A 14,798-nucleotide genomic window follows, 5' to 3' on the forward strand; every position below is an offset into this window, starting at 1 on the left:
CTCCCGCCTTCGAGATGGCGCCGTCCGTGCGGAAGCTTCGGGAAAACCATTGCCTCTGTGAGGTGCGGATTCCTAGATTGGCCCGGCGATTCCGATCCCGCATCCCCGGCATGAGAAACCTCCGTCCCACCGCGCCAAGGCCCCCATGCGCGGCAGGCTCAACGCCCGGCGAGCACTCCGGTCATCACCCCAAAGACGAGGAAAATAAACGCCACCACCAGCCCGATCGCGGCCAGCACCGTGGCCACGATCCCGAGAATGTGGCCCGCCTGCGTCAATCCGCGCCCCGTGGGATCCATGGACCCGGCGTCGATCTCCCTCAGATCGCCCTGACCCAACACCCACGCGACAATTCCACACGGGAAACACACCACCAACCCCAGGATCCCCAGCACAAGGATGAGAGCGCCTCGATGAGGTTTCATGATCGGAACTGCTCCGATCTTCTCGCCGAAATCCACCGGGGCCACAAGGAGTTTTACGCCGAATGAACCTGCACGAGTACCAAGCCAAGCAGTTGTTGGAACGTCACGGCGTCGCCGTCCCCAAAGGAGACGTCTGCGACACTGGCGAGGCCGCCCGCGCCGCCGCCGATCGCCTCTTCGCCGCTGGCGAACAACGCGTCGTGGTCAAATCCCAAATCCACGCCGGCGGTCGCGGCAAGGGCACCTTCAAGAACGGATTCCAAGGTGGCGTCAAGCTCTGCCGCTCCGCCCAGGAGGTCTATGACCGCGCCTGCTCGATGCTCGGCCAGGTCCTTGTGACCAAGCAGACCGGACCCGACGGCCGCGTCGTCCGCAGACTCCTCGTCGCCGCCGCCCCCGACATCCTCAAGGAACTCTACCTCGCCGTCCTCCTCGACCGGGAGTCCGGACAACCCATGCTCATGGCCAGCGCCGAGGGCGGCGTGGACATTGAGGAGGTCGCCGCCACCCACCCGGAGAAGATCATCCGCGAACGCATCGATCCCGCCGTCGGCTTCCAGCCCTGGCAGGGCCGCAAGGTGGCCGTGGCCCTCGATCTCCGTGGCGAACTCCTCAACCAGGCGGTCAGGTTCTTCCGCGGCGTCTTCGAGACCTGGTGGAACAGCGACGCCTCCATGCTCGAGATCAATCCCCTCTGCATCGTCGCCGACCGCGACGGCAAGCGCCAGTTGCTCGCCGTGGACGCCAAGATGAGCATCGACGACAACGCCCTCTACCGGCACCCCGATATCGTCGCCATGCGCGACATGGCCGAGGAGGCGCCCCTCGAAATCGAGGCCAGCAAGCATGCCCTCAACTACATCAAACTCGACGGCAGCATCGCCTGCCTCGTCAACGGTGCCGGACTCGCCATGGCCACCATGGACATCATCAAGCACTTCGGCGGAGAACCCGCCAATTTCCTCGACGTCGGCGGCGGAGCCAGCCGCGACCAGGTCACCGCAGCGTTCCGAATCATTCTCGACGACCCCCACGTCCGCGGCATCCTGGTCAACATCTTCGGCGGCATCATGGACTGCAACGTGATCGCCTCCGGCATCGTGGACGCCGTCCGCGAAACCCGGCTCAACCTGCCCCTCGTCGTCCGTCTCGAAGGCAACAATGTCGAAGCGGGCAAGAAGACCCTTGCCGAATCCGGACTCACCATCGTCAGCGCCACCTCCATGGCCGACGCAGCCCAGAAGGTCGTCCACGCCGTCGCAGCCTGAACCCAGCCCCCCCCCGCCTCTTCCCCCCCCAATTCACTCCGCTCCCGCCCCATGGCCATTCTCGTCACCCCGGAAACCAGGCTTCTCGTCCAAGGCATCACCGGCAGCTTCGGCGCCCGGCACACCCAACTCTCTCTGGCCTACGGCACACGCGTGGTCGCCGGAGTCACCCCGGGCAAGGGTGGCCAGATGTTCTCTCAGGAAGGTTATGCCGTTCCCGTCTTCGACACGGTCGCAGAAGCCGTGCGCGCCACCGGCGCCACCGCCAGCGCCATCTTCGTCCCGCCCCCCTTCGCCGCAGACGCCATCCTCGAAGGCGTGGATGCCGGCCTCGAACTCGTGGTCTGCATCACCGAAGGCATCCCCGTCGTGGACATGATCCAGGTCAAGCGCGCGATGCGCGGTTCGTCCACCCGGCTGATCGGGCCCAATTGCCCGGGCGTCGTCACTCCGGGCGACGGACCCGATTCCACGGGCGGCTGCCGCATCGGCATCTCCCCGGGATACATCCACCGAAAGGGTCATGTCGGAGTGGTCTCCCGCTCCGGAACACTGACCTACGAAGCCGTCTGGCAACTCACCTGCCGGGGCGTCGGCCAAAGCACCTGCGTCGGCATCGGCGGTGACCCCGTCAACGGGACCTCCCACCTCGATGTCATCCGCATGTTCATGGCCGATCCCGACACCCACGGGATCATCATGATCGGGGAAATCGGAGGCTCCGCGGAAGAAGAAGCCGCCGAGTGGATCCGCGCTCACGGCTCCAAGCCCGTCGCCGGCTTCATCGCCGGAGCCACGGCTCCCCCGGGACGCCGCATGGGCCACGCCGGCGCCATCGTTTCCGGTGGCAAGGGAACTGCCGCCGCCAAGATCAACGCCTTCCGCGATGCCGGCATCGGTATCGCCACCACCCCGTCGGATATGGCCGACACCCTCCTGAAAATGATGTAGCAGGCGCCGAACCCGGGCACCTCGGCGGGGCGACGCGCATGCCCCTTGCGCCCTGAAGACGCCTTCGCCACGACGGATTCCTCAGCGCCGGCCGCAGGGCCCAGCCATCGCCGACGTTCCCCCCCGCCGCCCACCGATCCTTGGATCACGGAACGACTGCGGTTCGAACCGGCGCCAGCGCGGCGTCCCGATGATGCACCGCCAGGGCTTCCTCCCGCGCCCGATCGAGGGCCTCTTCCGCGGAACCGGAGGGCGTGGACACCACCCCGGAACGACCGCTTCCCTCCTCCAGCCATTCCCCCAGCCACCCCTGACGGCTCCGAAACGCGGCCAGGCGGTAGGTCGTTCCGTCGATGGTGATGTCGGTATTCATGAAAAAGATGTTCCGGACGCCAACCCCGCGCCGCCTATTCGAGAGATCTCCCTACCGCCTCAATTCGCCACGGAGAACAGCCCGGCCCGCCGCAACCCGGGGTTCCTCGGCAGTCCGCTCGCCCGGTTGCGCCCCGCCCCCAGTCCGCCCACGCGACGGCCCACACGCGCCTTCGACGGGATGCCAGCGCCCGCCACCCGACCGCTCCACGGGTCGCCAGGCACCTCTTCGTCCGGCGCAAAAAGCGCCCGGAGTGCCAGCACCGCCTGGCCGTGAATCTGGCAGATCCGCGACTCGGTAAGCCCAAACACCTCCGCAATCTCCCGCAAGGTCAGATCCTCGTAGTAATACAGCGCGAGCACCTTCTGCTGCACCTCCGGCAGACTCGCAATGCGCTCCGCCAGCAGATTGACATCCTCCCGGAGGGCCGTCGCCTGATCCGGCTCCAGCACGCTCTCGTCCGGCAGCACCTCGCCCTGGTAACCCCCATCCTCACTCTCCATGCTCCTGACGGAGTCGAGGCAGACGTAGGTCGCCGGTCGCACCTCCAGCAGCAGTTGCCGGTAGTCCTTCAAGGTCATCGCCAGCTTCGCCGCCACCTCCTCCTCCGTCGGGAACCGACCGAGTTCCTGCTCCAGCCCGCGAAGCACCTGCTGCAGGCGGTCGGCCTTCTCATGCACCGACCGCGGCACCCAGTCCAGCCGCCGCAACTCGTCCATCACCGCCCCGCGAATCCGAAGCCGGGCGTATGTCTCGAACGCCGCCCCGCAATGGGGATTGAAGCGCCGGATCGCGTTGAGCAACCCCACGCGCCCCACGCTGTGAAGATCGTCAGTGTCCACATGGGCCGGCAAGGACAACGCAATCCGCCCCACCACGATCCGTACCAGATGGAGGTGGCGCCCCAGAATCTCCCCTTCTTCGACGCTGCCCTGCCCGTTCTCGGCATAACCCCGCCACAAGGCCTCCATCGGGTCCGCCTCGGTGGGCTTGGCGCTCTCGGTCCCAAAACCGTCACCCGGGGATCCCGGGCAGGCCTGGGAAACAGCAGCTTCGGACGTACTTGGAATACTGGCATCGGCGGTCATCATGACTCCTGGAGAGAAACGGATTTCGGTTGTTGTTGGCTGAACACGGACACACACGTCCTGTGCGGTTCCCGCGTCGAAGCCCAACCCCCGGACCCATCCCCCGATCTGAAGCCCGCCTGCCCTCGTCCGCTCGCACCCATGCGACGGACCGCGGACGGTTCGCCACCTGTTGGCCGGTACCGTCCCCCACTCCCAAAGCTTCAATCCGACTTTCGACTCTTGCACCACATGTACGACATCCCCCTTAAAGCATACGCGATGCCAGCTTTGGCACTCCCACCCGATCCCTGATCATCAACCCCTTGGCGCATTTCCCCCGGATGCCCGGACGACGGGGAACCTTTCCCTGCCCAGTCAGCCCGGCAATTCCTGCCCCCTTACCCCCCCTCACGACACCAGACGCCGATGCGCGCTGAACACCTCCCGCAGGGAGCGGCTCATCCCGTCCTGCACCCCCTGCAACTCCCGATAGCGCTCGACGTTCTCCGCCACCGGCAACGCTGTCTCCCTGGACGCCACCTTCACAAAGGCATCCGTAATCTCCTCCATCCGCACCTTCTCCCCCTTGGACAGCCTCCAGCACCACAGTGCCTGCAACGCCGCCCCGTAAGCCGCCCCTTCGGCAATCCGGAGCGTCACCACCTCGGCATCGAAAACGTCCGCCATGATCTGCCGCCACAGCTTCGAACGCGCCCCCCCGCCGGTGACCCGCACCTGCCGGGCCCGCACCCCCAACTCCGCCAACCGCCGCATGCCGTAGTTCATCCCCAGCGTGACCCCCTCCATCGTTGCCCGTGCGAAATGCCGCGCCGTGAACGTCCCCGGACGGACCCCCAGATACACCCCCGTTCCGTCCGGGACATTCGGTGTCCGTTCGCCTTCCAGGTACGGCAGCAGGATCAACCCCTCGCAACCCGGCGGCGCCTTGGCCGCCATCCGTTCGAACCCTGCGTGGTCCAGCTCGAAATCCCGCCGCACCATTTCGGTGGCCACCGTGACATTCATCGTGCAGAGCAACGGCAGCCAGCGGTTGGTCGAGTCGCAGAACGCCGCAATCTCCCCCCGCGAATCCACCACCGGTCGCTCCGAACACGCATAGATCGTTCCGCTGGTCCCAAGGCTCGCCGTCACCACCCCGGCCCGCGTGTTCCCCGTCCCGATCGCCCCCATCATGTTGTCGCCGCCCCCGGCACTCACCAACACCCCCGCCGGCAATCCCAGCGCCTCGCCCGCCGCTGCCGTCAACGTCCCGGCCGGTTCGTCGCTCGCCGACAACGCCGGCAGTTTGCCGGTCAGCTCGGGATCGATCGCCGCCACCGCCGCCTCGCACCAGCGCCGTCGCCGCACATCCATCAGCGCCGTCCCCGAGGCATCTCCATACTCCATGAACGCCCTCCCCGTCAGCCACCAGTTCAAATAGTCGTGTGGCAGCAGCACGGTCGCCAGCCGGGCGTAATTCCGCGGCTCCCGCTTCTTCAACCACAGGATCTTCCCGGCGGTAAATCCGGGAAGCACCGCATTGCCCAGCGCCCGGATCGTCGCCTTCGCCCCCCCCAGCGCCGCGGTGATCTCCTCGCACTCCGCCGCCGTGCTGGTGTCGCACCACAACTTGGCCGGCCGGATCACCCGTCCCTGCCCGTCCAGCGGAACAAACCCATGCTGCTGCCCGCTCACCCCCATCGTCACCACCTCCCCCGCCCGCGCCCGCGCCGCCTTCAGCGCCGTACCCACGGAGGCCTTCAAGGCATCGATCCACACGGCTGGATCCTGCTCCTTGTGACCGGCCGCCAGCCCAGGCAGCAGATCGTACGCGGCCGAACCTTCCCCCAACACGCGCCCCGAACGTGTGTCCACCACCAGGGCCTTTGTCGATTGCGTGCCCGAATCAATTCCGATCGCCAGCGTTCTCATGGATTGGGAAAGCCCGGAGTCTCCGCCGCTCCCCCCCTTCCCGCCAAGCCCGTTCAGTCCCCTCCCACCACCCGCACGACCGATCCATCGGAGCAACTTGGGCCGGAATGCCTGGTAAAGCATTAAGCCAGACATAATTTGTTGACGTGACTTTCATTTAAAGTGCCATGCGTTTTAATTTTAATTAATTGATCAAATGCAATATGCCTGACATTACTTGTTGACTTGTTATTTGTTGACTGGACTTATTTGAAAAGGGCCAGTCTGTAACATATTTATATCGATGTTGCCTTCCCCGCAGCAAGGCCATCCATAGCGCCACGTCCGGATGGGTTTCGGGAGGATGGGAACGTGCCGGTTGTGTCAGCACGCGTCAGCATTATATCGCCTGACCTATTATTCCGGAGACGATCCAACGATCCAACCGGAAGCGCATCGTGCTCTCGCCAGGAGTCCCCAGGAATCCCGGCCCGGGTCATCCCCTTGAAGCGGCCGGTCTTGCGAGTCTCCATCCCCGCTTCGACACCCGCGGAGGGTGCCCAGCGGACCGACACGGATTCACCCCGCGTAGGCCTCCATGCCGACACAGGAACACACCAGGTTCCGATCCCCGTACACATTGTCCACGCGACTCACCGATGGCCAGACCTTGGTCTCCCGCAAACCCGCCACCGGAAACGCCGCCGCCTCCCGCGAGTACGGCCGGTCCCACACGTCCGCCGCCACCTGGTCCGCTGTGTGCGGCGCGTTCTTCAACAGGTTGTTCTTCGGATCCGCCTCCCCACGCTCGATGGCCATGATCTCCCGGTGTATTGCCTTCATGGCCTCGCAAAACCGGTCGAGCTCCGCCCTCGATTCCGATTCCGTCGGCTCCACCATCAATGTCCCGGCCACTGGCCAGCTCAGGGTGGGAGCGTGAAAGCCGTAGTCGATCAACCGCTTGGCCACATCCTCCGCCGTGACGCTCTTGAACGGTCGCAGATCCAGGATGCATTCATGGGCCACCAACCCGCCCTCCCCCCGGTACAACGTCGGGAAATAACCCTCGAGGCGCTTCGCCACGTAGTTCGCATTCAGGATGGCCACCTGCGTCGCCAAGGTCAGGCCCTCGCCTCCCATCATCCTGATATACATCCACGGAATGGGCAGCAGCGAGGCGCTCCCCCACGGTGCCGCGCTCACCGCCGGGATCGTCCCCGTCTCCCCCTCCGCACCCAGGGGATGCCCCGGCAGGAACGCCGTCAAATGCTCCGCCACGCAGATTGGCCCTACGCCCGGACCGCCTCCTCCATGCGGAATGCAGAACGTCTTGTGCAAATTCAGGTGGCACACATCCGCCCCCATCAGCCCCGAACTCGTCAATCCCACCTGTGCGTTCATGTTCGCCCCGTCCAGATAGACCTGTCCCCCCGCCTCATGCACCCACCGGCTCACCTCCCGGATCGACGCCTCGAAAACCCCGTGCGTGCTGGGATACGTGACCATGAGGCAGGCCAGTTGGGCACGATGCTCTGACACTCGTGCCTGGAGGTCGTCCAGATCGATATTCCCCTGCCCGTCGCATCCCACCGGCACCACCCGCATCCCCGCCATCACCGCGCTGGCCGGATTCGTCCCGTGCGCGCTGGTGGGAATCAGACAAACGTCCCGGTGCCCCTCCCCGCGGCTCCGATGCCATGCCCGGATCACCAGCAACCCCGCGTATTCCCCCTGCGATCCGGCGTTTGGCTGCAACGAAACCCCCGGCAGCCCCGTGATCCGTCCCAGCCAGTCTTCCAGATCCCGGAACAACTCCCGATACCCCGCCGCCTGTTCCTCCGGCGCAAAGGGATGCAGCCCGTTCCATTCCGGCCAGCTCAGCGGCAGCATCTCCGCCGCTGCATTCAGCTTCATCGTACACGAACCCAACGGAATCATGGAGTGGCACAACGACAGATCCCGCGATTCCAGCCGGCGCAGGTACCGCTGCATCTCGGTCTCGCTCCGATATCGGTGAAAGACCGGATGCCGAAGATACGGCGTCGTCCGTTCCACCCACGCCGCCCGTACCGGCGCCACCTCGCCGAAACGAATCTCCTCCTCCCGCTCCCCGCCGAAAATCCGCCAGAGCATCTCGACCTCCGCCTCGGTCGCCATCTCGTCGAGGGATACCCCCACCCGCGTGGCGTCCAGGGGACGCAGATTGATCCGGTGCGCCTGCGCTGCCCGATGCACCGCCCCGGCATCCGCCACCTCGACCGTCAGGGTATCGAAAAACGACGCCGTTTGCAGTCGGCAGCCCAACCGCTCCAATCCCGACGCCAGTCGCGCCGTACGTTCATGCACCCGCCGCGCCATGGCCCGCAGTCCCTCCGGACCATGGTAACAGGCGTAGGCCATCGCCAGGTTGGCCAGCAGGGCCTGGGCGGTGCAGATGTTCGAAGTCGCCTTCTCCCGACGAATGTGCTGCTCGCGCGTCCCCAAGGACAACCGCAGGGCCGGACGCCCCCGCGAGTCACGCGACACCCCCACCAACCGCCCCGGCATGCTCCTCCGAAACACCTCCCGCGTCGCGAAAAACGCCGCGTGCGGACCGCCATACCCCATCGGCACTCCGAACCGTTGCGCACTCCCCACCGCCACGTCCGCACCCCACTCCCCAGGCGGCCGCAGCACCGTCAACGCCAGCAGATCCGTCGCCACCACCACCAGCACCCCCCCACTCCGAATCCGTGCCGCCCATTCCCCGGGGTCATGCACCTCCCCGAACGTGTCCGGATACTGAATCAGCGCCCCAAAGTACCGCGGCCCGCCCTCGAATCCCCGCCAGTCGCCCACCTCCACCGCCAGTCCCAACGCCTCCGCCCGGCCGCGAACCAGCGCCACGCTCTGCGGATGGCAGGTGTCCGCCACAAAAAACCGGTCGCGCGGCGCCTCCCCGGGGCGCCCTTCGCCGGCCTTCACCCGGTGACACATCATCATTGCCTCCGCACAGGCCGTCGCCTCGTCCAGCAACGAGGCGTTGGCAATGTCCATCCCCGTCAATTCCGTCACCAGTGTCTGGAAATTCAGCAACCCCTCCAGCCGGCCCTGCGAAATCTCGGATTGATACGGCGTGTACTGCGTGTACCAGCCCGGGTTCTCCAAAATATTCCGCCGGATGACCGCCGGCATGACCGTCCCGTAATAGCCCATTCCCATCAGCGACCGGTACACCTCGTTCCGCGCCGCCATCGTCTTCAACCGCTCCAAGGCCTCCACCTCCCCCATCGGTCCCGGCAGATCAAGTCCCCCTTCCATCCGAATCCCCGCCGGCACCGCCGCCCCGACCAACGCCTCCAGGGAATCGTACCCGCACGCCCGGGCCATCTCCCCGATCTCGTCCGCCCGTGGCCCCAGGTGCCGCCAGAGAAAGGAGTCGGTGTCGGACCCCGCAGGGCCGGTCAAAGTTGCGTTCGCCATATCGAAAATCGTCGAACCTCAAACCGCCGCCAACCGGACGACCCGCTCCTGGATCTGCTCGGTCCAGCGCGCCACGTAGCTGAGGACCCGGTAGATCTCCTCCAACCGCCCCAGAGGCAGACAACCTGCCCGTCCCGAAGCGCCCTCCGCCGGCGCCCCTTCCCATGCGGCATTCATTCCCCTCAACTCCTCCTCCAAACCCGCGCCCTTCGCCCGCACCGTCTCCTGAAGCGCCCTCAACCGCTCCACCCACTCCATCCCGCGCTCGAACATCCGCACCTTCAATACCGGCGACGTCACCGCGTCCCGCTCCGTCAGAAAACCGTCCACGTCCCGACAGCACTGCCCCACCTCGACAAACAGGTCCATGGTCCCCGGCGGAATCCGCTGGATGTCCGCCGGCCTCCGGCCGGTCTCCAGCTCCAGCAGATGCAGCAACCGCGCCCGAGGCTCGCTCAGGATCCCATGGGCCGCATTGATCTCCATCGCCCGGCGCCCCGCCTCCAACCGTTCTGTTTCCGGCGCCCCATGAAACCGATCGGGATGGGACGCCGCAGACAACGCCAGGTACCGCGCCTTCAAGGCGTCCGCGTCCAGCCAGGGCCTCCGGGATTCCCCCAGCACCGCATACGCATCCATTAGGCATCCATTCCCACGCCAGTCGTTTGCCGCCGGACCAGGCCCGCCCCTAGGCGCTGAAGCTCTCCCCGCATGAGCAACTCGTCGCCGCATTCGGGTTCTTCACCTTGAACCCCCCCTCCTGCAGCGCATCCACAAAGTCCAGCTCCGAACCCGTCACGTACAACGCGCTCTTCGGATCCACCACCACCTGAACCCCTGCCGAATCCACCACAATGTCCCGGTTCTGCGGCCGGTCCTGCAAATCCATCTTGTACTGCAGTCCGGAACATCCCCCACCCACCACCGCCACCCGCAGCACCCCCGTCGGTCGCCCCTGCCTCTGTAGCAAAGACCGCACCTTCTCCCCCGCCGCCGCCGACAATCGAATCAGACGCTCGTCCCCGCGACGCGTCGAGGGAGGCACCGTGGTGGCCGAAGGAGCAGCGGACGTACCGGCTATCATGCGCGGTCAACCTAGTGAGCCCACCCCAAAGCGTCAACGCAACCGTACCCACCCCCTCATCAACGAGGAACCCCGGAACCTCCCAAGAGGTCCCGGGGCGTGCCCTTGCTGCGCTCCGTGGGCCCCATCACGGTCTTGTGCGCAGCGCCACCTCCCTTCTCCTCTCCCCTCCCCAAAACGTCAACGGGAAGCCCTCACCCTCCCTTGTCATCGCCCCGCCAATCGCGTCCCCCTCGACAAACCCCCTGTAACCATATCAGCCTCACCCCCGTCCACCCACACCAGCTCGTGTTGCCCGTTCAGCCGCCCCTCCGCCAACTCCGACGCGCCGCCCCCGGCGCGCTCTTTTTTCCTGCCCTGCTCATCGCCTTCCTCGGCGTGCTGCTCGGCTCCGGTTGCTCCGCCAAACGCTACGAACGCGCCGCCGACCGCGAGGTGTACCGCATCATCGAGGAGGCCGAAAACCGCATCTTCGGTCGCACCAACCTCTTCTCCATAGCCACCCCGTACTCGGACCGCGACCCGGCCTCCATTCACCCCGACGAGATCTTCGCGGAGCGTACCGCCCCGCAACGCCGGTTCATCCGCCTCGAGGAGGCCCTGGACCTCGCCGTCCGTCACAGCCGCGAGTACCAGACCCAGAAGGAACAGCTCTACCTCGCCGCCCTGACTCTCACCGGCTCCCGGTACCAGTTCTCCCCCCAGTTCTTTGCCGGCTCCACCGCCCAGGTCAGCGGCAGCCCGGCCGGCAGCGACATCGGCACCGTCCGTTCCCAGGTCGGCGTGAGCCAGTACCTCCGCACCGGCGGCCGTCTCAGCGCCGCCCTCGCCAACGACCTTCTTCGCTACTTCACCAGCTGGAGCGCCGGCTCGGGTCAGGGCCCCCGCGAAACCGCCGTCAGCCTCATCTCCGTCCAGCTCACCCAACCCCTCCTCCGTGGCTTCGGACGCAACGACCCGACCGTCGAAAATCTCACCCAGGCCGAACGCAACGTCGTGTATGCCATCCGCACCTACACGCAGTTCCAGCACCAGTTCGCCGTCAACGTGGTCAACGACTACTTCAGCCTCCTGGCCCTCAAGGATGTCGTCCGCAACAACCACATGGACTACCTCCGCCGCGTCGATATCACCCGCTACCTCGAGGCCCGGGCCGTGGACCGCGAACAGCAAAGCGCCGTCGATGACGCCCGCACCGCCGAACTCACCGCCCGCATCGGCTACATCAATTCCGTGGCCTCCTACCTCAACCAGATGGCCGCCTTCAAACTCACCCTGGGCGTCCCCATCCCCGAGGAGATCCACCTCGACGACGCCGACCTCGACGATCTCATTGCCAAAGGCCTCCAGCCCATCCAGATCGCCAGCGAGGCGGGCTTCCGTCTGGCGGTCGATCAACACATGGACATCCTCAACGCCATCGACCGCTTCGAGGACAGCCAACGCCGCCTTCGCGTCGCCGCCGACCAGTTGAAGGCCGACCTCGGCCTGTTCAGCACCGCCTCCCTCCAGTCCGAGGCCCCCACGGACTACGCCCGCTTCGACCTCGACGACCTCCGCTACTCGGTCGGACTCTCCCTCGACCTCCCCATCGACCGCCTCCGCGAACGCAACGCCTACCGCGCCGCCCAGGTCTCCTTCGAATCCCAGGTCCGCTCCCTCGCCCTCACCCTCGACACCTTCAAGGATCGCATCGACCGCGGCCTCCGCACCCTCGAGCAGCGCCGTCTCAACTACCTCAACAGTCAGGCCTCCCTCGAAGTCGCCCGCCGCCGCGTCGAGTTCAATGCCCTCCGCCTCGAGGCCGGCCGCGTTCAGGTCCGCGATCTCCGCGAAGCCCAGGACTCCCTCATCGCCGCCCAAAACCAGGTCAATTCCACCCTCGTCACCTACCTCCAGTCCCGACTCCAACTGCTCCTCGACCTCGGTGTCCCCCGCTCCGAACAACCCGCCTTCTGGCTCGAAGATCCCCTCTCCGCCCGCCTTACCCCGGACCAGTTGGGGGAACCTCCGCTGCGAATGCCCGATGGCGATGTCCTCCCTCCAGACTACTTTCTTGAACCGCGCCCATGAACCTCAAGTCCATCACCCACCGCCTTCCGGCCTCCCCGGGCCGCCGCTACGTCCTCCTTGGCGTCGCCGCCCTCCTCCTCATCGTCCTCATTGTCGCCGTCGCCACCCCCCGCGACTCCGCCGCGTCCACCGGCTTTCATGAGGTCCGCCGCGGCACCTTCACCGTCTCCATCGTCGAGGCCGGCAACCTCGCCGCCGTCAGCGAGGTCAGCATCCGCAGCGAGGTCGAAGGCACCGCCCGCATCATCTACATCGTCCCCGAAGGCAGCTTCGTCCATCGCGGCGACATGATCGTCGAACTCGACTCCGCCCAGGCCGAGGACCAGGTCAACCAACAGCTCATCAACTTCGAAAAAGCCCAGTTCGGCCTCATCCAGGCCCAGGAACAACTCTCCATTCAGAGAAGCGCCACCCAAAGCGACATCAGCGCCGCCGAACTCAAGGTCCGCTTCGCCGATCTCGACCTCGAGAAGTTCTTCCAGGGCCAGCGCGACGTGGATCTCATCGAGTCCAGCAATCGCGTCGTCCAGGCCGAAAACCAGCTCGCCATCGCCCTCGAAAACTACAACTGGACCACCAACCTCGCCGCCAAGGGCTACGAAACCCAGCAGAAGGTCGATAGCGACCGCCTCGCCGTCCTTAATCAGCGCAACGCCCTCATCGTCGCCACCAACACCCTCTGGCTCCTCCAGCAGTTCGATCTTCGCAAACTCCAGGAACAGTACGAGTCGAGTCTCGACGAAGCCCGCAAGGAACTCGACCGCGTCGTCGCCCAATCCCGCGCCCGCATCGCCCAGTCCCAGGCCGACCTCCTCACCCAGTCCAACACCCTCATCCTCAATCAACGCAAACTCGAACGCGACCGCCGCAACCTCGAAGCCACCAAGATCCACGCTCCCCAGGACGGCCTCGTCGTCTATGCCGTCAGCGAAAACCGCTTCTCCAGCGAGTCCCTCATCGAGGAAGGCGCCGTCGTCCGCAACCGCCAGGAAATCATCAAGCTCCCCGACACCTCCCGCATGAAGGTCACCGTCAAGGTGCACGAATCCCACATCAACATGATCCGTGCCGGACTCCCCGCCTTCGTCATTCTCGACTCCATGCCCGATACCCGGTTCGCCGCCTACGTCGAGCGCGTCGGCCTCCTCCCCGACACCCAGAGCCGCTGGGGCAACCCCAACCTCAAGGTCTACAACACCGACGTCCATATCACCGATCCCCTCCCCGATGTGAAACCCGGCGTCTCCGCCCGGGCCGAAATCATCGTCACCAACATCGCCAACGCCCTCTCCGTCCCCATCCAGTCCGTCACCACCCACCGCGGTCGCCAGGTCGTCTATGTCCTCAACCGCGGCACCCCCGAACCCCGCCCCGTCGAACCCGGCATGTACAACACCCGGTTCATCCAGATCCTCTCCGGCCTGAATGAGGGCGACCGCGTCCTCCTCGCCCCGCCCTTCGATTCCCAGGAACGTGACCTCGAAGGCTCGGTCCTCACCCCCGACGAACGAGCCGCTCTCACCAATGCCCCCGCCCGACCGGATTCCCGCCCCCGTCCCGCCCCCGGTGAATCCACCGCCATCCCCGGCGCCCCCGGCAGCAGCCTCGCCGCCCGGCCCGGAATTCCCGGCGCAAATCCCGGCGCCCCCACCACCCCCGGAGCAGCCGGTCCCGGCGCCCCAGGCGCCCCAGGCGCTCCCGGCGGTGCCGATTTCCAGGCCCTGATCCGACAGTACGACCGCGATGGCGACGGCCAGCTCAATGACGAGGAACGCGAGGCCATGCGCGCCGCCATGGCCGCCCGGTTCGCCGGCCAGGCCCAGCCCCGCGGCGCGGATGCCCAGGCCGCCCAAGGCCCGGGCTCGGCGCAGGGCCCGGGCGCAGGCCAGGGCGGCCCCCGCTTCAATCGCGAGGAAATGCTCCGCCAGTTCGACAAGGACGGCGATGGCGAACTGAACGAAGAGGAGCGCGCCGCCATGCGCCAGGCCCTCGGCGGCGGGCGTAACCGTGAGGGCGGTGGCGGTGGCGGTGGCGGTTTCGGCGGCGGAGGAGCCGGTCCCCGGGAGGGCGGCGGGGGTGGACGTCCAGGAGGACGCGCTGAACGCCCCCCCGAATAGGCTCATCCAGGCTCATCCGAACCCACTCCCCACCCCGCCTCTTTCCCCATCCATCCCCCATGTC

Annotated in this window: 11 protein-coding genes; 4 read left to right on the plus strand and 7 right to left on the minus strand. The window is 66.3% G+C overall.

All coding sequences use genetic code 11. From position 1 onward, the window contains the following. Positions 1-158: 158 nt before the first annotated feature. The gene (locus KF833_03660; protein ID MBX3744381.1) at positions 159-425 is read right to left on the minus strand and encodes a hypothetical protein; all 267 of its coding nucleotides are present in this window, start codon (positions 423-425) and stop codon (positions 159-161) included. Between the two features lie 62 nt (positions 426-487). Here KF833_03660 and sucC point away from each other — a divergent pair, with 62 nt between their 5' ends. Together sucC and sucD are read left to right on the plus strand one after the other, a co-directional pair. Beyond that, complete coding sequence (sucC, locus tag KF833_03665) at positions 488-1,693, plus strand: ADP-forming succinate--CoA ligase subunit beta (protein MBX3744382.1); 1,206 nt, start codon at positions 488-490, stop codon at positions 1,691-1,693. 51 nt (positions 1,694-1,744) lie between these two features. Further along, a complete protein-coding gene (gene sucD, locus KF833_03670) occupies positions 1,745-2,644 on the plus strand; it encodes a succinate--CoA ligase subunit alpha (GenBank protein ID MBX3744383.1) in 900 nt (299 codons plus the stop codon). Positions 2,645-2,789: 145 nt separating this feature from the next. Here sucD and KF833_03675 read toward each other — a convergent pair whose 3' ends face one another. The 6 genes from KF833_03675 to KF833_03700 form a co-directional block, all read right to left on the minus strand. Then, complete coding sequence (locus tag KF833_03675; protein MBX3744384.1) at positions 2,790-3,017, minus strand: hypothetical protein; 228 nt, start codon at positions 3,015-3,017, stop codon at positions 2,790-2,792. Positions 3,018-3,076: 59 nt separating this feature from the next. Next, positions 3,077-3,988 carry a FliA/WhiG family RNA polymerase sigma factor gene (locus KF833_03680; protein ID MBX3744385.1) on the minus strand — a complete coding sequence of 304 codons (912 nt, stop codon included), beginning with the start codon at positions 3,986-3,988 and terminating at the stop codon, positions 3,077-3,079. A 507-nt stretch (positions 3,989-4,495) separates the two neighbouring features. Continuing rightward, positions 4,496-6,019, minus strand: coding sequence for a xylulokinase (xylB, locus tag KF833_03685; protein MBX3744386.1), 1,524 nt, complete (start codon positions 6,017-6,019; stop codon positions 4,496-4,498). Between the two features lie 558 nt (positions 6,020-6,577). Continuing rightward, positions 6,578-9,460: an aminomethyl-transferring glycine dehydrogenase gene (gene gcvP, locus KF833_03690; GenBank protein MBX3744387.1), complete on the minus strand. Its 2,883-nt coding sequence runs from the start codon at positions 9,458-9,460 to the stop codon at positions 6,578-6,580. Between the two features lie 18 nt (positions 9,461-9,478). Then, positions 9,479-10,099, minus strand: a complete 621-nt coding sequence (locus KF833_03695; protein ID MBX3744388.1) for a J domain-containing protein — start codon at positions 10,097-10,099, stop codon at positions 9,479-9,481. A 49-nt stretch (positions 10,100-10,148) separates the two neighbouring features. Beyond that, on the minus strand, positions 10,149-10,544 hold the full coding sequence (locus KF833_03700; protein ID MBX3744389.1) for an iron-sulfur cluster assembly accessory protein: 396 nt from the start codon (positions 10,542-10,544) through the stop codon (positions 10,149-10,151). Between the two features lie 288 nt (positions 10,545-10,832). Here KF833_03700 and KF833_03705 point away from each other — a divergent pair, with 288 nt between their 5' ends. Then, complete coding sequence (locus tag KF833_03705; protein MBX3744390.1) at positions 10,833-12,617, plus strand: TolC family protein; 1,785 nt, start codon at positions 10,833-10,835, stop codon at positions 12,615-12,617. Beyond that, positions 12,614-14,734: an efflux RND transporter periplasmic adaptor subunit gene (locus KF833_03710; GenBank protein ID MBX3744391.1), complete on the plus strand. Its 2,121-nt coding sequence runs from the start codon at positions 12,614-12,616 to the stop codon at positions 14,732-14,734. Before KF833_03705 ends, KF833_03710 begins: the two co-directional genes overlap by 4 nt. The last annotated feature ends 64 nt before the right edge of the window (positions 14,735-14,798 follow it).

Source organism: Verrucomicrobiia bacterium (assembly GCA_019634625.1).
Lineage (GTDB): Bacteria > Verrucomicrobiota > Verrucomicrobiia > Limisphaerales > CAIMTB01 > CAIMTB01.

Excerpts from the sequence above, each read along its gene's own strand:
- KF833_03680 (MBX3744385.1), bottom strand. The coding sequence starts at position 3,988 with ATGGAGGCCTTGTGGCGGGGTTATGCCGAGAACGGGCAGGGCAGCGTC.
- KF833_03660 (MBX3744381.1), bottom strand. The coding sequence starts at position 425 with ATGAAACCTCATCGAGGCGCTCTCATCCTTGTGCTGGGGATCCTGGGG.
- xylB (MBX3744386.1), bottom strand. The coding sequence starts at position 6,019 with ATGAGAACGCTGGCGATCGGAATTGATTCGGGCACGCAATCGACAAAG.
- KF833_03700 (MBX3744389.1), bottom strand. The coding sequence starts at position 10,544 with ATGATAGCCGGTACGTCCGCTGCTCCTTCGGCCACCACGGTGCCTCCC.
- sucC (MBX3744382.1), top strand. The coding sequence starts at position 488 with ATGAACCTGCACGAGTACCAAGCCAAGCAGTTGTTGGAACGTCACGGC.
- KF833_03710 (MBX3744391.1), top strand. The coding sequence starts at position 12,614 with ATGAACCTCAAGTCCATCACCCACCGCCTTCCGGCCTCCCCGGGCCGC.
- KF833_03675 (MBX3744384.1), bottom strand. The coding sequence starts at position 3,017 with ATGAATACCGACATCACCATCGACGGAACGACCTACCGCCTGGCCGCG.
- KF833_03695 (MBX3744388.1), bottom strand. The coding sequence starts at position 10,099 with ATGGATGCGTATGCGGTGCTGGGGGAATCCCGGAGGCCCTGGCTGGAC.
- sucD (MBX3744383.1), top strand. The coding sequence starts at position 1,745 with ATGGCCATTCTCGTCACCCCGGAAACCAGGCTTCTCGTCCAAGGCATC.
- gcvP (MBX3744387.1), bottom strand. The coding sequence starts at position 9,460 with ATGGCGAACGCAACTTTGACCGGCCCTGCGGGGTCCGACACCGACTCC.